Here is a 25,014-nt window from a genome sequence, read left to right on the forward strand (position 1 = left end):
CTATCCCTCCAAGGACTTTAACGTGTAACTTTTAATCTTCATATAGCGATAGTCTGGACCGCGATAATCATGTTTCAACTCCACTACCACATTGTTTGAATCGGCAGTGAAAGGAATACTCCAGGGTTCAACCGAACCGCTGGAAAAATCAAATGCATGAGTTTGATTGGTTTTAGACGAACCACTGACGATTTTGGCACTGGCATTGAACACAGGAGGTTCAGAACTTGGGTCAACACCCAACTCTTTGGGCTCGATAACAAAAACATACTGCTTGCCTGCCGTAAGTCCTTTCAGCAACCAACGCTGTTGCTGGTTGGTCGATGCCGCACCGATATAATTGGCACCTTGATTCTCAGGCCCGAAATCGACATCGGACAAACTGTTATTGCTTTTCAAGTCCAGTTCAAGCGGAAACATCATTGGATGGTTAGGCCCGATAACCCCGGCAGGTGATGCCTCGGTAAAAATCTTACGCCCGGTAAACCGATGTTCTCCAGCCCGACTGTTGCCCAGTGCGGCAAAAACATTAGCACCTGACTTGTATCTTGCGACGATTTCGTCAAAACCCAGTGCATCGCCCCTGGTTTTCTCGCTTGATGTGTAATAAGCAGAGTATGTCGGATCATAGAGCCGCCATTTACCATCAACTTTTATCTCAGCGACCGTATGTCCATCGGCCTTTGGGTAGTTATGCATATTTATGTAACGACCCGGCATTCCCTGCGCTGCACTCAGCGCAAGCAGCACATTGGTAAATTCGCCGCAGGCACCCAGGCGCTCTTTGATGATCGCGTCAGGTGTTGTTGAGTTTGGAGTACCCACTTGAAATCCGTCTATGTAAGACATGAATTTCATTACCTTCTCATGATCCGATTTCAAACCGGCCGCGAGATGATCCGACTTCTTTTTAACACTAAGAGAAATTGGACTCCGAAAGATATTCAACGGATTAGCTTTGTCGTAGGCGCCCAAAAAAGGCTTTGGCTCCACTTGGCGAGTCGCCAATACTGCATTCCCTCGTTTTACTTCGATAAGACGAAACAAGCCACGGGGCTGACCTTTGAGCTCTGAGAACTCAAGCCTCATATACTTAACTGGTTTTTTACTCTTGATTTTCAAGGCGGACAAAGGTTTCTGTTGACGCTTGAGCGATGCAAGCTCTTTCCCTTTCGCGCCCGTGGCGTCAGATTCAAAGACTTGGATTACTGCTGGATAGTTGCTGTCGCTCTCACCCTGCACTTTAACGACGAATTCATTGAGAGACTCCGAAAGTTCAACGGCGACAAAATGCTGCCCTTGGCCTTCAAGTTCCGCGGTGTAATTATTATCAGTTACACCGTCGAGAGAGTTTTCATACCCGAATTCCGGATAGGTCCCTGACGAACTGATAACTTTAAGTTCTATGCGTTGCTCGCCACTACTTTCCGAGACTGGCTCATCCTTGGAAATGATCACATCAGCTCCTCCAGCTTTAGCATCCATAAAGTATCGCTGCCGCTGCACAAACTGGGAAAGGAAAGGGTCCTTGCTACGCTCGGCCACTCTGGAAAGCTGCTCGACTTCGAATTTCTGGTAGTCAACACCCTTGTACCAACCCATATCTTGCGGGCGCACCGTAAATTCGGCTTCTTTCCATTGATTGTCACCAACCGTACGCAACACGCTCCCATGTAAAGGAACAAACATGGTTGTGTTGCCTTCATTGATCGCTTGAATCTTGATGGCAAATTCGCCCGCGGCTACATCTTTATAACGAATAACCAGTTTGTGAGACTGAACATCAAACAAGTCTGCTGGCATTGACTCAGGTAGAGTCATGCTAAGGAACGCATTATGACGAAGACCGCCTGGGGCAGGTTTGTCTCGCAAGGTATAGCCATTGCTGAACTCACGAACAGTACGGCCGTCGACCGTCACTGGCGCTTGCCAATCCAGCCCTGAGATCTTGGACGTACCATTTGCATCAATCTCCAGGCCTACGTCCACTGCGGTGGCAGTCATTGTTCGAGGGTCCTCGAAACGGACCTCATCGATCAATGGTGACTTTGAGCCCTTTAACCAATCAATCTGAAACAACAGACTCTTCTTCGGATTTTGATCATAGCGCAGCCAATATCCCGCATCATAACTATGCAAATGCTGTTTGAGGCTGGCGAGACCTTGCTCGACCAGTTCATTGACTTCGTCGCTTTTGAGATAGTCATTGGCAGCCGCCAACTCTGTAATGCTGATTAGATGGGCATTCAAAATATGGCTATTACCAGGTACCTCTTCAAAAAAAGTGCCATTGCGACTAGATACGCTCGCCAGCCCACCCTCTTCTGTCGGGTGCTCATAAGCCTTGGCCAGGCGCAAGACAAGGGGCTTCAGGTCCTTCTCCTGCTTCATATTTTGATCAGCATAAATCAATGCCTTGATGTTATAGGCCTGACTAAAGGCTGATGACCAAGGAGCCTTGGTTGCTACGTCGTTATAACTGCTATCGAACATGTAGCGATAAGTTGTCGCATCCGTGAACCGAAACTGGTTTTTTGGATTTAACATCCAATCCAGAGCAGGCTGACGCTTGACCGTTTCGGGTATTTTTTTGAGGTACTTCTTACGTTCGGTTTCATCCCCGTTCAACAATTGGTCAGCTACAACGAAAGGGTGGTAAACGGCTTTACCAAAAGGATTGACGCTTCTATCGAACTCACCATTGGAAAGAAACTTAGCGTTTTTTGATGCTAGGCGGGCCTGTATCACACCTTTGCTGTCAAGTACGTATCCAGGAGCCAAAGGAGTAGACTTTACCGGATTTGCAGGAACCGGCTCGACAACTTTATAGTCATCCGCCTTCTTGGTCACAGAATTTAAATAGCTCTGCGCGATGTCACTCCACACCTCTAGTGGCTTGCTAAACGAGGCCAGTCCACGAAGGTACTCGGCATGCTTGGCAGCATAGATTTTCCCGCTGTAATAGCCCAAGTCAACAGGCCTGACAGGCACCTTCCACTCACGCCATGTTTTTGAACCAGTTAACAGTAAATCACCGTCGCGCATGTTCCTGAATGTTGAACTTCCAGGTGCAATGCTTCGCATCTGAACAGCAATATTACCGGGGCTCTCGTCATAATAATCGATTGAGAGCTCATAGTTCTGCAGTCGCAGGTTATTGGCAGTGCCTTTAGGCAATTGCAAATAAAAATAGCTGTATGGTGAAACCAGTTGCCCCTCACTGTCCAAGGGTTCCCGCTCACTTTTGGCTGGGGCAAGCCTGCGTACCTCTCGTCCGTCTACCGTTTCGACCTTGCCCCAATCGTTGCCTGCAATACGCAGTGCCCCCTTACCGTCCCCGGATTGCCCGACATCTAGAACGACCTCGTTGCCACTGATGGGATCACGTAGTTTGATTTTATTTACTGCAAGATCAGGGTTTGCGAAACCATATGGATTGGCAAAACGAAACAGTATGTCTTTTGAACGAGAACCCAAATCGTAGCGCAGCCAATAGCCATTATCGTAGCGTGGGAGCCAACGTTCGAGCGTCGCCAGGCCTTTATCCAACCAATCTTGATAGCGTGCGTCTTTCGTGGCATCAACCAGTTCTTTCAAAGCCAGCAGGGTGCGCATATTTCCATTGAGAATATGCGAAGGGTTGGCACTTGAACTTGGGATTTCCTCGAACCAAACATCATCATTCGAGGTGAACAATAGTCCGCCCTTACTGATGGGAACGAACAGCGATTCGGCCGCTTTTTTCGCGACACTCAAATACTTGTCATCCCCAGTTTTTTTCCAATACGCCAACAGCGCCTGGATACCTGTTGCCTGCGCAAACGCACTACTCCAAGGGGCTTTGATGCTGACATCATTGTAGGTACTGTCAAACTTATAAATCCAAACCCACTGCCCCTGCTTGTTTTGCTGCAAGTTATCAGTCAGCCATTGTATTGTCGCTGCAAACTTCTGGTCATCTGGCTTGAGTCCCAACGAGGGCTCGTAATTCTCGACCCCGCCATAACCTAGTGCATAGAGAGCAGTCCAGGCGGGATGATTCACAACACCCAGACCCTTTATTTTCAATACGGGAATCCCATGTCCATCCAGCGAGTGCTCGGCACGATCAACATCGGTTTGGCTCTTCAACACCTCAGAAGCAACGCAGGCAGTAGAAGGGAAATACATACCAACGCAAAAAACAAGCGCAAGCATCCCACGACTTGAATATTTGAAAAGCGATGACATCAAACAACTCCTAACTGCAAATTCGTTTCTAATACTTTGGAAGCGACGGGGAGTAACTCTTCTACAGAATCGCCATAGACGCTTTCCTGCGACTTCCAGGTCAACAAAGAGCGCTTCTCTATCAAGCTCTTTTTCCAGGCATTGAGTTCTGGGGACAAAAATGCCGCATCAATAGCCATTGCTATATCCTTCGGCTTGTCCATTTTATGAGTCATCCCGAAACTATTACCCTGAACAAAGCGATTCAATTCAGGAGAATCATTGGCAAGGATTGGCAAACCTGCCTGTATGAACTCAAACAGCTTGTTAGGCGTACAAAAATACGAATTCAGATCAACATGCGGGTAAGGAATAATACCCACATCGGCTGAGGCACTATGCTGCAACAACTCGACTTGCGGGACCGCCGCCATAAAGTACACATTGGAATCCAACAACTTTAGACGCTCTGCCTTTGCCTTTAGCAGTTCGCCGTATGTTCCAAAACCCATCATTACGAGTGCTACGTCCTTGTTTTTCACATAGGCCATCGCTTCGATCAGAAACTCCAGGTTTCTGAATGGAGAAAAACCACCTTGAAACAACAGGATTTTTCGGTCTTGAGCAAGATTCAGTTTTTCACGCAGCAAGTCGTAGCTGGCCTGACCATCGAACTCCGGCACTGGATCGATGGCATTGAGCAGTGTCAGAGGCTTCTCAATGGCATAGCGGGATGCCATTTCCTCTCCAATCGACTCATTGACTGCAAACACCAAATTCGCTTTTTTAATTAAACGAGCCTCGGTATCCGAACAAATCCTGCGCTGTTTACCTGAGAAGGATTTCTGCTCCGGATAAAGCTCATGAGCATCATAAACCAGCGGCACATTCCACTTGCCAGCCAGCTCAACGCCGGCTTCCAAGGCAGGCAAGTCATGGACCTGTACCAGATCGCTCTTGTACATTTCGCCATGTTTAACGAAAGCAGAACGGAACGGCAAAGGATCATGCAATGTTCGATTACGATAGCGCTTCAACAACAATAACTTATAAAGCTCCCAATTAACCTTACTTGCCCATGTAAAACCCTTGGAAAATAACGATGTATGTTTTGGATAACGATTGGCCAGCTTATTTAAAATGTTGTTAAAACTATGTTGGCGCGCAATATAAGCGAGGTAGGTTTCATTTTCCGGAATGATGTCGGACAATCCGATACGAGTGAGATCAATCCCCTCGGGCATTTCTTCGGTATGAGTATCCGCATCATAGGACAAGGCCAGAAGCCGTACTGAATGGCCTGCCTTGATTAGTGTTTGTGCTTGTGCGACCACTCGACGATCGAGATGTTGGTCGTGGCAAAGCATTAAGACGCGCGCCATTAGTTTTCCCCTGTCGAAACTCGATGGCGAATTTTTCCAAGATGCCTCCTGGCAAAGCTACCGAGCCGATTTTCAATATTCATATTCAAATTATTAAGTTGTGCCATTTGCTCTGCGGCTTCGGCTTCCAACTGGTGATAGCGCTGTGTCAGAGCGTCCCGCTCTTCAGCAAGTTTATCGGATTGCTGAGCTCGTTCTTTCGTATGCTCCAGTTCCTCAAGTATTTGCTGATGCTTTGCAACCAACGCTTGCAAGGCGACCGCCTGCTCGCCTGCTTCTCTCAGATGCATACGCTGGATTTCGTTTTGCTCTTCAACTTCCTGTATTACCACTGCCAGTCGGTCGGCATTCAATGCCTTGACCAAAAGTTCTTCGTGACTGGCTTCGAGGTTCTGCAGCTTGACTTCCAGTACTTCACACTCTTCCGCCCTGCGACGGAGAATCTGCAACTCATAAGTCAGGTTCTGATTTTGTACCTCAATCCGATTGGCATCAGATGCAATACGCATCAACGCATCTCGTTCGGCGGTAACATTCTGCAAATCCACCGCGAGCCGATTGGCTTCCTCGGCTCTTGATAGCAATGTGTCGCGCTCTGCTGTCAGATTCTGCAACGCCACCGCCAAGGCATCTGTCGCCCGGGTTTTCACCAGCAAGGCGTCACGCTCCGCGCTCAGGTTTTGCAGCTCAACCGCCTGGGCATCCGCCGTGCGGGCCCTCGCCTGCAAGGTATCGCGTTCCGCGCTCAGGTTTTGCAGCTCAACCGCCTGGGCATCCGCCGTGCGGGCCTTCGCCTGCAAGGTATCGCGTTCCGCGCTCAGGTTTTGCAGTTCCACCGCCTGGGCATCCGCCGTGCGGGCCTTCGCCTGCAAGGTATCGCGTTCCGCGCTCAGGTTTTGCAGTTCCACCGCCTGGGTATCCGCCGTGTGGGCCTTCGCCAACAGGGCGTCGCGTTCCGCGCTCAGGTTTTGCAGCTCAACCGCCTGGGCATCCGCCGTGCGGGCCTTCGCCAACAGGGCGTCGCGTTCCGCGCTCAGGTTTTGCAGTTCAACCGCCTGGGCATCCGCCTTGCGGGCCTTCGCCAGCAAGGCATCGCGTTCCGCGCTCAGGTTTTGCAACTCCACCGCCTGGGCATCTGCCGTGCGGGCCTTCGCCAGCAAGGCATCGCGTTCCGCGCTCAGGTTTTGCAACTCCACCGCCTGGGCATCTGCCGTGCGGGCCTTCGCCAGCAAGGCATCGCGTTCCGCGCTCAGGTTCTGCAGCTCCACCGCCTGGGCATCCGCGATGCGGGCCTTCGCCAGCAAGGCGTCGCGCTCGACGCTCAGGTTTTGCAGTTCCACCGCCTGGACATCCGATGCACGAGCCTTCGCCAGCAAGGCATCGCGCTCCGCCTTCAGATTCTGTAATTGCACCGATTGGGAGTCTGCTTCCCTGGCTCTTATCAGGAGTGCATCGCGCTCTTGCTCAAGGTTTTGTATCGCAATAGCAAAGCGTTCTACTTTTTCTTCCAACTTTTGAGCTGACGCCAGCCCTGCAGACTGGCTGGCCAATGCGAGCGACTCTTTGAGTGCTGTGAACTGGATCTCCATTTGATCCAGAACACTGGCGATCGCCAGTTCACCCGGCACACGCCAGGCGTCATACATTTCTGGATCAAGCCATAAGGGTTCGACTACCTGGATATAAAGCGGCACCCCGGCGTATCGATCGATGAAATAGCCGACCTTTGCGTCATCTGGTCGACTAAGTCTCAGGATTTGAGGCCCCTTTTCCAGGCTCAAACTGAGTAGCGGTGATCCTGCCTTCAACGTTACAAGTACACCGTAGTAACCAGGCACAATGACTCTGCCAAATTCCAGCGTTGCCTCGTTCTGATCAGCCTCCAGTGCCAAAGCGTCAAACAGCACACCAAACGCGTCTTCAACCCTCAACGTCAACGGCTCGGTACTACCCGGAACTCGACGGACGTGCAGTCGCGATTGATCAGCGTAAAGTGGTAACTGAACCCGCCATAAATCATCGACCACAACGTATTGAGATACTTGCGGATAAGGCAGCAGGTCCAGGACGGGAGGATTCGATGGTTGGAACTCTGTGGCCGACATGCCCTGCGCTAACGCAAGTGGCACCTGGACGTGAAAGTCCTTTTGGCGCGAGAACACAACCAGGACTTCACTGTGGCTTCGCCAGTATCGGCCAATGCGCAGATCTTCATAAACCGCTTGTCCCAAGGCAGCGGCATTCAACGAGGCAAGAGGCGTCGGTGATGTCCCGCAATGTCCGCCGGCACCGCAATGTGGGCATATTGCGCTTTCCCACCCTGCCGCTTCTCCAAGATGTTCGTGCCTGAAACGTGTTTCCAAAGGCAGCATCTGCGTCCATGGCTCACCTGAGATTACGCTGGCAGTCACATGCCAGCCCAAGGGGGCTTTACGGTGCAGGTCAGCGATATCGTAGGCACGCTGATGCCAATTGACATGGTAGGCGTGCCCACAGGAATTGCAGATCGAGGTGGCGTCCAGCATCTCCTCTCGGAAAGGGACAGCGACCATCACCCAATTCCGAGCAACCCGAAACAATTCACTCCAGGCGATTTGCTCTTCGTGATCGGGCATGTGCTCCAGCGCATCGGTGGTTATTACCGAGTCGAATGCACCGTCTTCGAATGGCAAGGATGTCGCGTCCCCAAGCACTCCCGGGTAAGGCAAGCGCGACAATGCTTCAGCACTACTGTCCAAACCAGTGAAATGCGTCCCCGTGGTTTGCGCGATGATGGCACTTAACTTTCCATCACCACACCCAACATCCAGTGCACTGGCGACCGAACGAGGCCAAAAGTCCAGGAGAGCGGCCAGCAGATTGCGTTGGCCAATCTGCATGGGTTGGTCCCATATCTGCGCACTTTGATAAAGACGAATATCCTGGCTCATGACAATTGTTCCCAGGTGGCGGGTTGATTGACACAGCCGATTTGTACTTGAATCCCGTGCGGAGGGAGCACTTTCAGCGCATAGCAACGGTCATGTAAATCATAAGCTGCCGGCTCAATGGAAGACGCCAGATTCAGCTCCCTGAACAAGGCAACCGATACCAGATAATCGCCAGGACCGAGAAACAGGGGATCAAATTTGACTCGAATGCCGCCACGGCCTTCCAGCTTTGAGAAATGCTGACCACTCAAACTGGCAATGACCTGCATTGCACAAGTTCCATCCGGCCGATAGATAGCGACAACCGGGATGGGATCGCGCACTTGGGAGGTCGCCGAATAGGCTAATAATGCGCTCGCGGTCTCGCCGCTGATCAAAGTGTGCCGTGGCACCTCTTGTCCATCGAAGAAACCAAATCCGGTAATGACTACTTCGCCGCTGCCATAGCGATCATCGTGGCTCAACTGTGGCAACTCCGCCAACAATGAAGCAGTTGCGTCATCCTCTTCGCCAGCGCATAGCTCCGCTCGGAGAAGCTTCCACTCTTGCGATTCATCGGCAGCGATTTCGGCGAGCCTCACATACTCTCCAATCTCTGTATCGAACTGCTCCAGGGCAAGCACGGTATCAGGACTGGACTTGAATTTGAGTTCAACCCAAGAAGAAGGATGACGCTTGCCGTCCCATTGGACTTGCAGGGGCGCGTGCAGATAGCGTCCGCCGAAGTCGCCAAACTGCCAGCCGTCGCTTATTTTTTTCCAGTTCATGAACTGAGGATCGACTATAGGGCCCGAACCGTTCGACAAGCCATCCTGCGTATCGAACCGGCCCTGCTTGCCCCGGGAGTCACCGAACGCAACCGATGCCAGAGTCAATGGCGTCTTGGGTGCACCGCCCTGAGCACTGATAAGACGAAGCAAACTGATCTCATCGGTACTGTTCATCATGGAAGCGACTTGCCCGCGGGTCAGCGACATGCTCTTGGCACGGACCCGTTTTTCCTCCTCTTCCCTGACCGAGGCCAGATAAGCCTTGCTCACCGGCAGAAGATCACCGTCCTGTCGAATCTTCCCGTGATCGAGCCAGATCCCGCGATCACACAGCATCTGTACCGAGCCAATGTCATGGGAAACAAAGATGATTGTTGCCCCCTGACTGGTCAGTGCCTTCATGCGCTGTATGCATTTACCCATGAAGTAGGCGTCACCGGCCCCCAACACTTCATCGATGATCAGGACTTCGGGAATGATTGATGTCGCAACAGCGAACGCGAGCCGCGCATACATGCCAGAGGAATATTCCTTCACCGGACGATGCAGGAAGTTATCAAGCTCGGTGAACTCAATGATTTCTTCCAGACACTCATCGAGCCTCGAACGGGACACGCCTTGATACGCCAGCGCCGACTCGATGTTCTGGATTGCGTTGAAGTCTGGATGAAAACCGGTACCCAGGCTCATCAAAGCCTGAACCTGGCCATTGACCTGAATGACACCTTCATCGGCTTTCATTTGCCCGGCGATAAGACGTAGCAACGTACTTTTGCCCGCGCCATTGCGACCGATCAGGGCAACTCTCTCGCCACGACCTATTTCGAGATCAATATTTTTCAGCGCATCGAAAACATCGAAACGCCTCTTCGAGACAGGAAGCCCCAGCGCATCCAAAGCCCTCCAGCCAGGGCTCTGAAACCGGCGAAAGCTCTTGCTCACATTTTTGATGGAGACCGCGAACTCAGACATAGTCGGCAAATAGTGGCTTGAGTCTAGAAATCAGTTTGTGCCCCGCCAGAAACAGCATCAGTGAGAACAACGCAAAAACCCCCAACTGTTTCACAGGAATGACGCCGTCTATCAAACAGCTTCGATAAAGCTCCATGAGCCAGGCGAGTGGATTGAAATGCACAATCGCTTTCATGCCCTCGGGAACCATACTGGCCGTGTACGCAATCGGCGAAACCAACATCAGGAACAGGACAATGATTGGCAAGGCCTGTTGAAGATCACGGAAAAAGACAGTCAATGTGGAGGTAATCCAGACCAGTCCCAGCACCATGAAAATCTGCAACAGATAAATGACGGGAACCATCAAGTGCGTCCACTGCGGCCCATGCAGGTACAGAACGGCACCCCACACCAGAAGCATCCCCATGCCCATGGTGGAATGGCCAATGAACACATCCCGGGCCACCACCAGCTCGATCGGGAACAGGGTGTTCATCAACAATCCCCTGTTAGCCACCACGCTGGTGGTACCCACACTGAACGCTTCAGCGAAAGCAAGAAAGGGAACGAGACCGGAGAACACCACAAGTATGTAATCCGGCGTGCCCATACCCGGCATTCTGACCTGCAAAATCTGGACAAATACCAAGCTGTACATGCCCAGGAAAAGCAGGGGATAGAGAAGCAACCAGATTGCCCCGAGCACATTACCGCTGGTACGCCCACGAAGTCCTTGCCCAACGGTGGAGAGCAAAAGACGGCGATGGCGTATCAGAGTCAGGAAAGCTTTCATGACATCAAGCCTGGAGCAACCGGGAAAGGACTTGCTGACTGGCTTGTCCATCACCGTACGGCTTTTCCAGAATATCCTTGCGTACAGAGCGCATTTCACGGAATGCAGCAGTGATTTTCTGGTGAGAAGCCCCCACCAGGGTATTCCAGCCCAACTCGACAGTTTCGAGCCATTCCGTTTCGTCCCGCATGGTGATGCAGGGGACACCGTAGAAGAATGCTTCTTTTTGCACGCCACCGGAGTCAGTGAGAATGACTCGGGCGGATTGTTCCAAAGCAATCATATCGAGGAAGGCAAGAGGCTCGACCACGGTGAGTGAATTTAGATGGTGGGACAACCCATGGTCTTCCAGCAGCTTGCGGGTACGCGGGTGCAGTGGCAAAACCACGGGCAATTCTTGCGATATCTCTGCAAGGCCGGCCATGATTTCGCCGAGCCTTTTCGGATCATCCGTGTTTTCCGCCCGATGGCAGGTAGCAAGAGCAAAGGCGTTGTCTTCAAGCCCCAGTTGCTCTTTGATTCGACTCTGAACCCTGGCTCGCTCGCGGTAGAACAGCGCGACGTCATACATGACATCGCCTACGTTATGTACACCGCTGACCAGGCCTTCTTTCGCCAGATTGTCGATTGCGGCCTGCGTTGGGCACAGCAGCAAGGACGAGACGCGATCAGAGAGGATGCGGTTGATTTCTTCCGGCATACGCATGTTGAACGAACGTAACCCGGCCTCTACATGCGCAACAGGGATATTGAGCTTCGATGCGGCCAGGGCACCGGCCAATGTGGAGTTGGTGTCACCGTAGATGAGCACCCAATCCGGTTTCTCTTCGAGCAGGACCTTCTCGATGCTTTCCAGCATCCGGCCGGTCATCACACCGTGAGTGCCGCCGCTGATTTCCAGATTGTAGGCAGGCTGCGGGATATCAAGCTCGTCAAAAAAAACCTTGGACATGTTTTCGTCGTAATGCTGTCCGGTATGCACCAGCACTTCCCGGATGCGTTCGACACCTGCATTTTTGATCGCCCGCGACACCGCAGCCGCCTTGATGAATTGCGGACGTGCACCCACGATGGTGACAACTTTGATGGTCATGGTTTCAGCGCCTCGGACAATACATTGGCAATGACTTCCTGGCTGGAAGCTTCAAGGTAAGGGTGCATCGGCAGGCTCATGATCTGCGTTGCGACCTCGTCGCCGACTGGCAACTGCGCCAGATGGTCGGCCACCGCCGGCTGGCGGTTCAGGGGAATCGGGTAATGCACGGCGGTGGGGATACCCGCCTCCTTCAGACGCTGCTGAACACTGTCGCGCTGAGCGACACGGACGCTGTACTGTGCCCAGGCGCTGGTGTTGTGCGCTTCGACAAAGGGAGTGCACTTGATGCCCCGGGCCTGGAGCAATTGCTCGTAGCGGCTGGCCACGGTCTGACGCAATTCCAGTTCTTCGGCGAATATTTCCAGCTTCGGCAGCAGAATGGCCGCCTGCAGGGTATCCAGGCGACTGTTCACGCCGACCCGAACGTGGTGATAGCGACGGTCCTGACCGTGACGAGCGATCTGGCGCAACACGATTGCCAGATCATCGTCATCGGTAAACAACGCACCGCCATCGCCGTAGCAACCCAGCGGTTTGCTCGGGAAGAAACTGGTGCATGCGATAGTGGTCAGGCTGCACGAGCGTCGACCTTTGTAGGTCGCACCAAAGCTCTGTGCCGCGTCCTCGATCACAGGAATGGAGTGACGGGCAGCAATTGCATTGATGCTGTCAAAGTCCGCGCACTGACCATAAAGCGAAACAGGAATGATTGCCTTGGTACGCGATGTGATCGCGGCTTCCAGCAACAACGGATCAAGGTTGTAGGTGCGCGGGTCGACATCGACGTAAACCGGTTTGGCCCCCAGCAGTGCCACCGTCTCGGCAGTGGCGATGTAGGTGAAACCCGGCGTGATGACTTCATCGCCCGGACCGATACCGATGGCCATCAAGGCGATCTGCAAGGCATCAGTGCCATTGGCGCAACTGATACAGTGCTTGACCCCGACAAACCGCGCGAGTTTTTCCTCAAGCTCCGAGACTTCCGGGCCAAGGATGTACTGACCATGAGCAAGCACCCGCTGGATGCCCGCGTCGATCTGCTCCTTGAGGCGCAGTTGCTGGCTCTTGAGGTCGATAAATTCAATCACCGCGAGGCTCCTTGCTCAGTACTTTTCCATTGAGAATGTAACGATCGCCGGTGTGCTCACAGACCGCCGAGGCCTGCCCTTGCAGTGGCAGGGACAACTGTTCGCCGAACTCGCTCATCCATCCGATCTGCTTGCCCGGCACACCAACGATCAATGCGTAGTCCGGCACATCCTTGTTCACCACAGCCCCGGCGCCAACGAACGCGAACGCGCCAATGGTCACACCGCACACGATGGTGCAGTTGGCCCCTAAAGTGGCGCCCTGACGGACCAGCGTGCTGCGGTACTCGTTTTTGCGTTCGATGAGCGAGCGCGGATTGTAAACATTGGTGAAAACCATGCTGGGACCACAGAACACACCGCGCTCAATCGTGACGTTGTCATAGACCGAGACGTTGTTCTGAATCTTCACATCGTCGCCAATCACTACCTTGTTACCGACGAACACGTTCTGCCCCAATGAGCAGCCTTTGCCGATGGACGCACCGGAACAGACATGCACGAAGTGCCAAATCCGGCTGCCATCGCCGATCCGTGCGCCCTCATCGATGATGGCGCTGGCATGGACTTGATATGCCATAGAGCCCTCAGCGGATCAGGCGATTGAGGAACGGATGCCCTTCGCCATCCTGCGGCGAAACCGCAGTGGCCGAGCGGATCACGTCAACGGTTTCGACACAGTGACGCGCATCCTCAATGCCATAACCCTTGCCATCCAGAATGGCCTGATAGCTGACGGTATGGAGGTCGGTGAATCCTTCGGAGAACTCGATTTCATTGCCGTCGACGGTAATCGAACGATACGTCGGCTTCTTGCCCTTGACCGAATCCGGCAGATCATTGGCATCAATCGACAGGAACCAGCGTACCCGGGCATTTTCGTACTCCAGGTAGCCCGCGGCCTTGTGCTCGTGGCTGAAGTGAACGACGTTGCGTTGCAACTTGCCGAAGATGAAATGCAGCATGTCGTAGAAGTGCACACCGATATTGGTGGCAACACCGAATGACTTGCGCGGGTCGCCCTTCCAGCTTTCCATGTACCACTTGCCGCGCGAAGTGATGTAAGTCAGTTCGACTTCGTGTTTGTGCGCACGCTGTTCACCCAGCACCCGATTGCGCAGGTCGATAATCGCCTGGTGGTGACGCAGTTGCAGGATGTTCCACAGACGCTTGCCGGTTTCCTGTTCGGTCAGTGCAAGTTCGTCCAGCATCGCCGGGGTTGGTACCAGGGGTTTCTCGCAGATGACGTCACAGCCAAGGCGCAACCCGGCATTGATGTGAGAAAAATGCAGGTGGTTCGGGCTGCAAACCGAAACGATATCCAGAGGTGCTTGCTGGCGCTTGAGCGTCCAGGAGAAATCATAGAACCGTTCGAACTCGGTAAAGAACTCACTTTGCGGCGAAAGACTGTCAATGATTCCAACCGAATCGTTGATGTCGTAGGCACAGACCAGTTCATGGCCAGTGTCCTTGATGGCACGCATGTGTCGTGGGGCGATGTAACCGGCAGCACCTATCAGGGCGAAACGTTTCACGGAATTGCTCCAAATGATGACGCCCCGGCGTTGCCGAGGCGGGAAAGCTGAAGAGGTCAGGCCTTGATGATGTGGTCTTCGAACTGACGGTACTTGCCTCGACTGTCGATCAGCAGCTGCGAATGCTGACCAATCAACTCGTAGTCGAAACGCTCGTGGTCGGTAGCCAGTACCACTGCATCGAACGTCGCCAGGTTTTCAGCGGTCAGGGCTTCACTGCTCAGCTCGAAGTGGTGCTGACGCATTTTCGGGAAGGTTTCTACGTGTGGATCGCTGTAGGCGACGATGCCGCCCTTGGCTTCGATCAACTCCATGATCTCTACCGAAGGCGATTCGCGCATGTCATCGACGTTTTTCTTGTACGCGATGCCCAGGACCAGTACGCGACTGCCCTTGACCGACTTGCCACGCTCGTTCAGGCCATCTATCAACTTCCCGACGACGTACTCGGGCATCGCTCTGTTCACTTCACCCGACAACTCGATGAAACGGGTGTGCAGACCATATTCACGAGCTTTCCAGGTCAGGTAGAACGGGTCGATAGGAATGCAGTGACCACCAAGACCCGGCCCCGGGTAATAGGCGGTGAAACCGAACGGTTTGGTGGCTGCGGCATCGACAACTTCAAAGATATCGATCCCCATGCGGTCGGCGACAACTTTCATTTCGTTAACCAGACCAATGTTCACCGCACGGTGGATATTTTCCAGCAACTTGGTCATTTCAGCCGCTTTTGTAGAGCTTACTGGCACGACACGGTCAATCGCCTGCTCATAGAGTGCAATACCGACATCAAGACAGGCTTTGGTGTGACCGCCGATTACCTTTGGGATAGTGCGGGTTTCAAAGTCAGGATTCCCCGGGTCTTCGCGTTCTGGCGAATACACCAGGAAAATATTCTTGCCTACCTGCAGGCCGCCTTCTTCAATACGCGGCAACAACTCTTCCTCGGTAGTGCCCGGATAAGTTGTGCTTTCGAGAGAGACCACTTGACCTGCGCGCAAGTACGGCTTGAGTGCATTAGTCGTATCGATAACGAAGCTCATGTCCGGCTCGCGATACTTGTTCAGCGGAGTCGGTACACAAAGGATCAACGCATCGCAATCCGCTACCCGGGCGAAGTCCGAAGTCGCATCGAACCCCGAGGCAGACGCCTGGGCGATCTTGGCCGAGGGGATGTGCTCGATGTAACTCTGCCCTGCGTTGAGCATGGTTACTTTGGATTCATCGATATCAATACCCAGAACGCGATAGCCGATAGCGTTGTAACGCAGCATCAACGGCAAACCCACGTAACCAAGTCCAACGATACCGATCAAGGCCTCTTTGGACTTCAGCCGATTCTGAATATGGTCGTGCACAGATAACATACAAACTCCATTTAAAAACAGACTCCAAATCCATAGGCAAAGGCGGTACTTACGAGGGCTAATCGAAAGCTTCGAAGAGGAGACGAGAGATGAGAGCAGCCAGTGAACGCCGACACTTTGAGCCAGCGACGTTTCGGCCAATTGCGGCGGCGGATAGTACTACAAAATTGTAAGAAAGTTCCGACAAACAAAAAAAATCAGGATTGTCTGTAAACAATCCTGATTTTTTACCCGTGGTGTTTCCGTCGCTCAGCCAAACAACCAATAACCCAGGCCCGCAAGTACCACTACAGCCAGCACCGGCCGCAAAACCCTGTAAGCCTTGGGATTACGACGCTTCCACTGCTTGACCACGCCACTAACCTTGTCGCTGGAGTTCTTGCTCCAGGCATAAGCCTTGTTGATCCCGCCCACCCGCTCGTCGTCCAGGTTCTGCGGTGCGGTGGCGCGCCCCAGAAAGGCGCTGATCGTGCGGTTGATGCGGGTCATCAGGCGATTGCTCAGGGGGCGCTCGATGTCGCAAAACAGGATGACCCGGGTCTTGTCGGTTTCGTTCTTGACCCAGTGCACGTAAGTCTCATCGAACATCACATCCTCACCGTCGCGCCAGGCGTAAACCTGACCGTCGACAAAGATGCGGCAGTCGTCGGAGTTCGGTGTCGAAAGGCCCAGGTGGTAACGCAGGGAGCCGGCGAACGGGTCGCGGTGAGGGTTGAGGTGGCTGCCGCCCGGTAACAGCGCGAACATGGCGCCCTTGACGTTCGGAATACTGCTGACGAGCTCCACGGTTTTCGGGCACAGCAGCTCGGCTGACGGCAGGGGTTTGTCGTACCACTTGAGATAGAAACGCTTCCAGCCTTTCTTGAAGAACGAACCGAAACCGGCGTCGTTGTTCTTCTCTGCGGCGCGGATATAGCCTTCGTCGAACAGATGCATCGCTTCGTCGCGAATGACTTCCCAATTGTCCTTGAGTACATCCAGTTCAGGGAATTTGCTGCGGTCCAGATAGGGCCTGGAAGGAACGCCGGAGAACAGATACATCAAGGCGTTGTAGGGGGCGAACAATGCCGAATGGTTGACGAACTGGCGAAGTACCGGCAATCGCGCCTTGCCACGCAGATGCACATAGAGGGTGCTACCGAAAAACAGCAGCAACAACGACGCCTTCGCGGCAAGGGATAAGGTCATCAACAACTCCTTGGTAACAGACACTTTGTACAACGCCAATTGCCCGACATTGCGACTGGCATATAAACACGATCGACTTCGGGGAAAAACCGCATGCTGCAACATTCAGTATCAATAAATATGCAATAAAGCCATCTTTACATGCGACGCCTGAACGCTGACTGATCTGATCCGCCACCGAAAGTCCAACGCTGTGGCGAACCCTTCGCCACAGCGGCCTATCGTCAAAACCTTACTGCTGATTCTCCTGATCGGTAAACAGGTCGCTGAACAGCATGCTCGACAGGTAACGCTCCCCGGAGTCCGGCAGGATCACCACGATGGTCTTGCCCTGCATTTCCGGTGTCTCGGCCAGGCGAACCGCCACCGCCATTGCCGCGCCGCAAGAGATGCCACACAGAATGCCTTCCTCCTGCATCAGGCGCAGGGCCATGGCCTTGGACTCTTCGTCACTGACCAACTCCACCCGATCGACGATGGACAGATCCAGGTTCTTGGGCACGAAACCGGCACCGATTCCCTGGATCTTGTGCGGGCTAGGCTTGATCTCTTCACCGGCCAGCGCCTGGGTGATCACCGGCGAAACCATCGGTTCCACCGCCACCGAGAGAATCGGTTTGCCCTGGGTATTCTTGATATACCGCGATACGCCGGTGATGGTTCCGCCTGTCCCGACGCCTGACACCAGGACGTCGACCGCACCATCGGTGTCGTTCCAGATCTCGGGACCGGTGGTTTTTTCATGGATGGCCGGGTTGGCGGGGTTATCGAACTGTGCCGGCATGAAGTATTTGGACGGGTCGCTGGCAACGATTTCACCGGCCTTCTCGATGGCACCTTTCATGCCCTTGGCCGGCTCGGTCAGCACCAGTTCCGCGCCCAGAGCCTTGAGCACCTTACGTCGCTCGATGCTCATGGACGAAGGCATGGTCAGCATCAGTTTGTAGCCCCGCGCTGCGGCGACGAAGGCCAAGCCGATACCGGTATTGCCGGAAGTCGGCTCGACGATGGTCATGCCAGGCTTGAGTTTGCCAGTGCTTTCAGCGTCCCAGATCATGTTCGCGCCGATCCGGCACTTCACCGAATAGCCCGGGTTGCGCCCTTCGATCTTGGCCAGGATGGTCACACCGCGCGGTGCGATGCGGTTGATCTGCACCAGCGGCGTATTGCCGATGGAGTGGGCGTTGTCAGCGAAAATACGGCTCATGACGGGGTCCTTGATACAGCATTTGATAAGCGCACAAAGGTAAGCCTGTTGCCCGTGGTCGTCCAGTCAGGTCGAACGTCCGGATATCAGCGCAGTCAATGGCTTTAGATTGCCAGAGATTTGCGAGCATGAAACGTCGATACAGCTGGCCTCTGTGGACCCTCGCCGGCCTCGTTGTGCTGCTGGCTGCCCTGCACTTCGCCCTGCCCTTGCTGGTGCGCGACTATCTCAATGACCGCCTCGCCAACATGGGCGACTACCGCGGCCAGATCGCTGACGTGGACCTGGCCTTGTGGCGCGGCGCCTACAAAATCAATGGCCTGAAAATCGTCAAGGTCGACGGCAAGGTACCGGTACCTTTCGTCGATGCGCCATTGATCGACCTGTCGGTCAGCTGGCATTCGCTCTGGCATGACCATGCCGTGGTGGCCAGGGTGAAGTTCATCAACCCCGAGGTGAATTTCGTCGACGGCGGCGCCAACAAGCAGAACTCCCAGACCGGTCAAGGCACCGACTGGCGCGCCCAGCTCGGGAAACTGCTGCCCATTACGCTGAACGAAGTACGCATCGACGACGGCAAGATCAGCTTTCGCAACTTCAACTCCAAACCACCGGTGAACATGAACGCCACGAAGGTCAACGCCAACATCTACAACCTGACCAACGTGGTCGACACCAAAGGCAAGCGCGATGCCCGTTTTGACGGCAAGGCCCTGTTGCTGGGCCATGCACCGCTGGAAACCAACGCCACATTCGACCCGCTGAGCAATTTCGAAGACTTTGAGTTTCGCCTGCGCGCCAGGGACATCGAACTCAAGCGCCTGAATGACTTTGCCTCGGCCTATGGCAAGTTCGATTTCAATGCCGGCCATGGTGACGTGGTGATAGAAGCCGAATCCAACAAAGGGCGCCTGAGCGGCTATATCAAACCGCTGTTGCGCGACGTTGACGTATTCAATTGGCAGCAGGACGTGGAAAACGAGAAAAAAGGCCTGTTCCGCTCGGTATGGGAAGCCCTGGTGGGCGGGACCGAAACCGTCCTGAAAAACCAGGGCAAAAACCAGTTCGCCACGCGCGTCGAACTCAGTGGCAGCGTGCACCAGCGAGATATCAGCGCGTTCGAAGCGTTTTTGCAGATTTTACGCAATGGTTTCATCCAGGCGTTCAATGCCCGCTATGAACGGCCGAAGCCGGATGCCGGTTAACGTTTGCGGGTAACGACGTAGCGACCGGTTTCTTCGGCCGCCCGTGCCTGATTCGCTTGCTGCTGCAGGAAATCCCATCCCAGGCAAGCCAGGGCCAAGGAGCGTGGCACCGCTTCGCGACCGCTGCTGTAGCGACTGATGCTGCGGGTACTGACGCCCAATGCTTCGGCGGCCTGGCTGAGCGACAGGCCGGTACGGGCGCGCCAGTCGATGAAGATCCGTGTGTCTTCGTCCGATGCATTTTGCGCCAGCGCATCCAGGTACAAGGTGTCGGCGCCTATCTGAATGTCCAGTTCGGGCCACTCGACACTCCAGCCGTCGTCACCCAATTCGGCGCCGCTGAAAGCATTTCCCTGCAAGGGTTGCAGCCCTCGATACGCTTGCACGTCATGAGTCAGTTCAAGCGTCAATTGCTGACCATTGATAAAAGTCAGTGCCAAGCGGTAACCCGGCAAGGCCTGCACCCCCGCCAACCGTGGCCGCTTCATGGGTCGAAATCGGTACTTAGTAGACATGCTCCGCAAGCTATCGCCAATTTGGCGATAGCTCAATGCTGGCCCACCGCCGAGACTGAGTCAAGATGTGACGCTCCATTCAGAGACTGAATAAGCCGTCTGCGTTCACAGTCGACCGGGCACCGCGTTATAGTCGGGGTTACCAATTATTGCGCCCCCGCCCTGCCTCGCTCAGGTCGGCATTTACCGTTCGAGGATTAGCAGATGAAGTTCGAAGGCACCCAGGCCTACGTCGCCACCGATGACCTGAAGCTGGCGGTCAACGCCGCTATCACCCTGGAGCGGCCGCTGCTGGTCAAGGGCGAGCCAGGCACCGGCAAGACCATGCTCGCCGAGCAACTGGCCGAATCCTTTGGCGCCAAGTTGATTACCTGGCACATCAAATCCACCACCAAGGCCCATCAAGGCCTCTACGAGTACGACGCGGTCAGCCGCCTGCGCGATTCGCAGCTGGGTGTGGACAAGGTTCACGACGTTCGCAACTACCTGAAAAAGGGCAAGCTCTGGGAAGCCTTCGAATCCGAAGAGCGGGTGATCCTGCTGATCGACGAGATCGACAAGGCCGACATCGAGTTCCCCAACGACCTGCTGCAAGAACTCGACAAGATGGAGTTCTACGTTTACGAGATCGACGAGACCATCAAGGCCAAGAAGCGTCCGATCATCATCATTACCTCCAACAACGAGAAAGAGCTGCCGGACGCCTTCCTGCGCCGCTGCTTCTTCCACTACATCGCCTTCCCCGACCGCACCACCCTGCAGAAAATCGTCGACGTGCATTACCCGGACATCAAGAAAGACCTGGTCAGCGAAGCGCTGGACGTGTTCTTCGACGTACGCAAGGTGCCGGGCCTGAAGAAGAAGCCTTCGACTTCCGAACTGGTGGACTGGCTGAAGCTGCTGATGGCCGACAACATTGGCGAAGCGGTGCTGCGCGAACGCGATCCGACCAAGGCCATCCCGCCGCTGGCCGGCGCCCTGGTGAAGAACGAACAGGACGTGCAACTGCTTGAGCGCCTGGCGTTCATGAGCCGTCGCGGCAGTCGTTGATCTCCTGAGGCGATAGCCATGCTGCTCAATCTGTTCAATGAAATGCGCGCAGCCAAGGTTCCGGTCTCGGTGCGCGAGCTGCTGGACCTGATCAACGCGCTGAAACAACGCGTGACCTTCGCCGACATGGACGAGTTTTACTACTTGTCCCGGGCGATCCTGGTAAAGGACGAAAAGCATTTCGACAAGTTCGACCGGGCCTTCGGTGCCTACTTCAACGGCCTGGAAAAACTCGACGACCACTTACAGGCGCTGATCCCCGAAGACTGGCTGCGCAAGGAATTCGAACGCTCCCTGACCGATGAAGAGCGCGCGGCGATCCAGTCCCTCGGCGGCCTGGACAAGCTGATCGAAGAGTTCAAGAAGCGCCTGGAAGAACAGAAGGAACGCCATGCCGGTGGCAACAAGTGGATCGGCACCGGTGGCACCAGCCCGTTCGGATCCGGCGGTTTCAACCCCGAAGGCATTCGGGTCGGCGATGCCGGCAAGCGCCAGGGCAAGGCGGTCAAGGTCTGGGACCAGCGCGAATACAAGAACCTCGATGACTCGGTGGAACTTGGCACGCGCAACATCAAGGTCGCCCTGCGCCGCCTGCGCAAGTTCGCCCGCCAGGGTGCGGCGGAAGAGCTGGATATCGACGGCACCATCGACCACACCGCCAAGGACGCCGGACTGCTCAACATCCAGATGCGTCCGGAACGGCGCAACACCGTCAAGCTGTTGCTGCTGTTCGACATCGGCGGCTCGATGGACGCCCACGTGAAGATCTGCGAAGAGCTGTTCTCGGCCTGCAAGACCGAGTTCAAGCACCTGGAGTACTTCTACTTCCACAACTTCATTTATGAATCGGTTTGGAAGAACAACATGCGCCGCACGTCCGAGCGCACCTCGACCATGGACCTGCTGCACAAGTACGGGGCCGACTACAAAGTGATCTTCATCGGTGACGCCGCCATGGCGCCCTACGAAATCACCCAGCCGGGCGGCAGTGTCGAGCACTGGAACGAAGAAGCCGGCTACGTCTGGATGCAGCGTTTCAAGGAGAAGTACAAGAAACTCATCTGGATCAACCCGTATCCGAAAGACACCTGGGGCTATACCTCGTCGACCAACATCGTTCGGGATTTGATCGAGGACCAGATGTATCCGCTGACCTTGCGTGGGTTGGAAGAAGGGATGCGGTTTCTTTCCAAGTAATTGCGGTGCTTGATCTGACGCCATCGCGAGCAGGCTCGCTCCCACAAGGATTAGTGTTGTTCACAGCTGTTGTGATCCACCTTTAACCCTGTGGGAGCGAGCCTGCTCGCGATGCTTTTAGCGGTTCAAAAACCGGCGCAAATATTCGACCTGCTCCCGATGCGCCACTTCCTGCACCACCGGCCGCAACCGCACCTGCGCCCCCGGCAGGTACTGTGCCAGCCGAGCCAATGCCAACGGCGTCAAGGCTCCCAGACGCGGATAACCGCCAATGGTTTGCCGATCATTGAGCAACACGATCGGCTGCCCGTCCGGTGGTACCTGCACCGCTCCCAGCGGAATACCTTCGGAAATCATCGGCTTGCCCTGGTACTGCAACGCCGTGCCCAACAGGCGAATGCCCATCCGGTCGCCACGGCTGTCGAGGTTCCACACGCTGTTGAACGCATCGAACAGGCTCTGGCCACTGAACTCACCGATTTGTGCGCCGAGTATCAAATCCAGAGGCGCATCCAGGGTCAGGTCGGGCTGCTGCTCCGGGGTCAACGCCCGCAGCAACATCACTGAATTGCCCGAATAACTCAGCCGCGCGCCTTTGCCCAGCGCCCGCCCCATGCCATCCAGGCCACCCAACTCCTCACGCACCACCGTTGCGCTGCTGCCCAGCACCTTTGGGGCCTCGAAGCCGCCCGGCGCGGCAAGGTAGGCGCGCGCGCCAAGCAAGGGTTGCGTGAATTGCAGGCGTTGCCCTTTGCCCAGCCTGAAGCTGCGCCACGGCGCCAGTGGCTCGCCATCCAGTTGCGCCCCCAGGTCAGCGCCTGCCAACGCCAGAATGCAATCGTCCTCCGCCACCAGGGTAAAGCCGCCCAAGGTGATTTCGACCACCGGCGCATCGAGCCCGTTGCCCAACAACCAGTTGGCCCAGGACATCGAACGCCAATCCAGCCCGCCACCCTGGGTCACGCCCAGATGGCGCACGCCGAACCGGCCAGCATCCTGCAACAGGCACAGCGGCGTGCTGGCTTCAATCGTCAAACGGCTCATGCCAGGGCCTCCAGTGGCGTGTCGTCACCGCCCAGGTTGATGAACTCGGCGTGCCCGACCGCTTCGAAGCGCACGGTGTCACCCGGTTGCATCAGGCTGTAGCCGTCGCGGTTGCGGTCGAACAATTTGGCCGGCGTGCGGCCGATCAGGTTCCAGCCGCCCGGCGACACCACCGGATACGCCGCCGTCTGCCGCTCGGCGATGCCGACACTGCCGGCGGCGACTTTTTTGCGTGGCGTATTCAGGCGCGGCGCGGCGAGCACTTCTTCCACCAGCCCCATGAAAGCGAAGCCCGGCGCAAAGCCCAGGGCAAACACCTGATATTCACGCTCGCTGTGACGGCGAATCACCTCCTCCACCGCCAGCCCGCTGCGTTGTGACAGCAAGGTCAGCTCCGGTCCCACGCTCAAGTCGTACCAGACCGGCAACACATGGCAGGTGCCGCGGGTACGGGCGTTGGGCGACAGATCGATCAGGGCTGCGGCGATCAATTCCCGAGCCTGAGACGGACTCAAGGCGGTCAGATCGTAATGCACCATCAAGGTCGTGTAGGACGGCACCAGATCGATCAACTGCTCGCCGAACGCGGCTCGCAGGCTTTCGCTGGCGGCCAGCATCCAAGGCATGTTGGCTTCGGCGATTTCATCGAACAGGCGCACCATCAGGCAATCGAGTGCCACGACTTCCACCCGTAGTTTCATGACGCGTCCCGCTCGTTCAAGGCCTGGCGGATACGTTGCACGGCCGCGACCGAACTGGCGTTGTCGCCGTGCACGCAAAGGGTGTTGGCCTGCAAGTGCAAGGCGCTGCCGTCGCTGGCGGTGAGGTGCTCGCCCCGGGCAATGGTCAGCGCCTGGCCGATGATGGTTTCCGAGTCGTGATGCACCGCCCCTGGCAGGCTTCGAGAGACCAGCATGCCGGCGCTGTCGTAGGCGCGGTCGGCGAACGCTTCGAACCACAGGGTCACGCCGTATTCGTCGCCCAATCGCTGCGCGGCGCTGTTGTCCTTCGTGGCCATCAACATCAAGGGCAGGCTGCGATCATAGGCGGCAACCGCTTGCAGCACCGCGCGCAGCTGTGCCGGGTTGGCCATCATGTCGTTGTACATCGCGCCATGGGGTTTGACGTAGCTGACCCGCCCGCCCTGGGCGCGGCAGATGCCGTCGAGGGCACCGATCTGGTAATGCAGGATGTCCTGAAGTTCCTGGGCGGCGTAGGCCATGGAGCGGCGGCCGAACCCCACCAGATCCTGGTAGGCCGGGTGAGCGCCGATCTGCACGCCGTGGCTGAGGGCCAGGCTGACGGTCTTGCGCATGATGCTCGGGTCGCCGGCATGGAAACCGCAGGCAATGTTGGCGCAATCAATGAAGGGCATGACCTCCGCGTCCAGACCCATGGTCCAGTTGCCGAAGCTCTCGCCGATGTCGCAGTTCAATAGCAGGCGGCTCACGATGAACACTCCTGTAGGTTTTATTCTTTTT

Annotated in this window: 19 protein-coding genes; 3 read left to right on the top strand and 16 right to left on the bottom strand. The window is 55.3% G+C overall.

All coding sequences use genetic code 11. The features are described from left to right. The 12 genes from ABTV29_RS23970 to cysK form a co-directional block, all read right to left on the bottom strand. Positions 1 to 4,230, bottom strand: a complete 4,230-nt coding sequence (locus ABTV29_RS23970) for a D-glucuronyl C5-epimerase family protein (RefSeq protein WP_433767103.1) — start codon at positions 4,228 to 4,230, stop codon at positions 1 to 3. Next, positions 4,230 to 5,591, bottom strand: a complete 1,362-nt coding sequence (locus tag ABTV29_RS23975; RefSeq protein WP_433767104.1) for a glycosyltransferase — start codon at positions 5,589 to 5,591, stop codon at positions 4,230 to 4,232. Before ABTV29_RS23975 ends, ABTV29_RS23970 begins: the two co-directional genes overlap by 1 nt. Beyond that, positions 5,591 to 8,521, bottom strand: coding sequence for a methyltransferase domain-containing protein (locus ABTV29_RS23980; protein ID WP_433767105.1), 2,931 nt, complete (start codon positions 8,519 to 8,521; stop codon positions 5,591 to 5,593). The genes ABTV29_RS23975 and ABTV29_RS23980 overlap by 1 nt, the downstream gene beginning before the upstream one ends. Then, positions 8,518 to 10,263, bottom strand: a complete 1,746-nt coding sequence (locus ABTV29_RS23985; RefSeq protein WP_433767106.1) for an ABC transporter ATP-binding protein — start codon at positions 10,261 to 10,263, stop codon at positions 8,518 to 8,520. The genes ABTV29_RS23980 and ABTV29_RS23985 overlap by 4 nt, the downstream gene beginning before the upstream one ends. Further along, positions 10,256 to 11,038: an ABC transporter permease gene (locus tag ABTV29_RS23990; RefSeq protein WP_433767107.1), complete on the bottom strand. Its 783-nt coding sequence runs from the start codon at positions 11,036 to 11,038 to the stop codon at positions 10,256 to 10,258. Before ABTV29_RS23990 ends, ABTV29_RS23985 begins: the two co-directional genes overlap by 8 nt. A gap of 4 nt (positions 11,039 to 11,042) precedes the next feature. Continuing rightward, positions 11,043 to 12,131, bottom strand: coding sequence for a non-hydrolyzing UDP-N-acetylglucosamine 2-epimerase (gene wecB, locus ABTV29_RS23995; RefSeq protein WP_433767108.1), 1,089 nt, complete (start codon positions 12,129 to 12,131; stop codon positions 11,043 to 11,045). Beyond that, positions 12,128 to 13,222 carry a DegT/DnrJ/EryC1/StrS family aminotransferase gene (locus ABTV29_RS24000; RefSeq protein WP_433767109.1) on the bottom strand — a complete coding sequence of 365 codons (1,095 nt, stop codon included), beginning with the start codon at positions 13,220 to 13,222 and terminating at the stop codon, positions 12,128 to 12,130. Before ABTV29_RS24000 ends, wecB begins: the two co-directional genes overlap by 4 nt. Further along, positions 13,215 to 13,802, bottom strand: a complete 588-nt coding sequence (locus tag ABTV29_RS24005) for an acyltransferase (protein ID WP_433767110.1) — start codon at positions 13,800 to 13,802, stop codon at positions 13,215 to 13,217. Before ABTV29_RS24005 ends, ABTV29_RS24000 begins: the two co-directional genes overlap by 8 nt. 7 nt (positions 13,803 to 13,809) lie before the next feature. After that, positions 13,810 to 14,757: a Gfo/Idh/MocA family protein gene (locus ABTV29_RS24010; protein WP_433767111.1), complete on the bottom strand. Its 948-nt coding sequence runs from the start codon at positions 14,755 to 14,757 to the stop codon at positions 13,810 to 13,812. A 56-nt stretch (positions 14,758 to 14,813) separates the two neighbouring features. Further along, positions 14,814 to 16,127, bottom strand: a complete 1,314-nt coding sequence (wbpA, locus tag ABTV29_RS24015) for a UDP-N-acetyl-D-glucosamine 6-dehydrogenase (protein ID WP_433767112.1) — start codon at positions 16,125 to 16,127, stop codon at positions 14,814 to 14,816. Positions 16,128 to 16,376: 249 nt separating this feature from the next. Further along, a complete protein-coding gene (locus tag ABTV29_RS24020) occupies positions 16,377 to 17,315 on the bottom strand; it encodes an aspartyl/asparaginyl beta-hydroxylase domain-containing protein (RefSeq protein WP_433767113.1) in 939 nt (312 codons plus the stop codon). Between the two features lie 232 nt (positions 17,316 to 17,547). Further along, positions 17,548 to 18,522, bottom strand: coding sequence for a cysteine synthase A (gene cysK, locus ABTV29_RS24025; protein WP_433767114.1), 975 nt, complete (start codon positions 18,520 to 18,522; stop codon positions 17,548 to 17,550). A gap of 128 nt (positions 18,523 to 18,650) precedes the next feature. On the opposite strand from cysK, the gene ABTV29_RS24030 reads away from it, so the two are divergent. Next, positions 18,651 to 19,727, top strand: a complete 1,077-nt coding sequence (locus tag ABTV29_RS24030; protein WP_433767115.1) for a DUF748 domain-containing protein — start codon at positions 18,651 to 18,653, stop codon at positions 19,725 to 19,727. Here ABTV29_RS24030 and ABTV29_RS24035 read toward each other — a convergent pair. Beyond that, complete coding sequence (locus ABTV29_RS24035) at positions 19,724 to 20,215, bottom strand: DUF2442 domain-containing protein (RefSeq protein ID WP_433767116.1); 492 nt, start codon at positions 20,213 to 20,215, stop codon at positions 19,724 to 19,726. The genes ABTV29_RS24030 and ABTV29_RS24035 overlap by 4 nt on opposite strands. Positions 20,216 to 20,446: 231 nt before the next feature. On the opposite strand from ABTV29_RS24035, the gene ABTV29_RS24040 reads away from it, so the two are divergent. After that, the gene (locus ABTV29_RS24040) at positions 20,447 to 21,292 is read left to right on the top strand and encodes an AAA family ATPase (protein ID WP_110966882.1); all 846 of its coding nucleotides are present in this window, start codon (positions 20,447 to 20,449) and stop codon (positions 21,290 to 21,292) included. Between the two features lie 18 nt (positions 21,293 to 21,310). Further along, complete coding sequence (locus ABTV29_RS24045) at positions 21,311 to 22,489, top strand: vWA domain-containing protein (RefSeq protein ID WP_046816791.1); 1,179 nt, start codon at positions 21,311 to 21,313, stop codon at positions 22,487 to 22,489. 117 nt (positions 22,490 to 22,606) lie between these two features. Here ABTV29_RS24045 and ABTV29_RS24050 read toward each other — a convergent pair whose 3' ends face one another. Genes ABTV29_RS24050 through ABTV29_RS24060 form a run of 3 tightly spaced genes read right to left on the bottom strand, consistent with a single transcriptional unit; the run spans position 22,607 to position 24,983 of the window. Continuing rightward, positions 22,607 to 23,533, bottom strand: coding sequence for a biotin-dependent carboxyltransferase family protein (locus ABTV29_RS24050; protein WP_433767117.1), 927 nt, complete (start codon positions 23,531 to 23,533; stop codon positions 22,607 to 22,609). Further along, positions 23,530 to 24,234, bottom strand: coding sequence for a 5-oxoprolinase subunit B family protein (locus ABTV29_RS24055; RefSeq protein WP_433767118.1), 705 nt, complete (start codon positions 24,232 to 24,234; stop codon positions 23,530 to 23,532). The genes ABTV29_RS24050 and ABTV29_RS24055 overlap by 4 nt, the downstream gene beginning before the upstream one ends. Further along, positions 24,231 to 24,983 (bottom strand): 5-oxoprolinase subunit PxpA, encoded by a 753-nt coding sequence (locus tag ABTV29_RS24060; protein ID WP_433767119.1) that lies wholly within the window; start codon positions 24,981 to 24,983, stop codon positions 24,231 to 24,233. Before ABTV29_RS24060 ends, ABTV29_RS24055 begins: the two co-directional genes overlap by 4 nt. Positions 24,984 to 25,014: the final 31 nt, after the last annotated feature.

Origin of the sequence: Pseudomonas putida, from assembly GCF_050989985.1 — a bacterium.
Taxonomy (GTDB): domain Bacteria; phylum Pseudomonadota; class Gammaproteobacteria; order Pseudomonadales; family Pseudomonadaceae; genus Aquipseudomonas; species Aquipseudomonas putida_AI.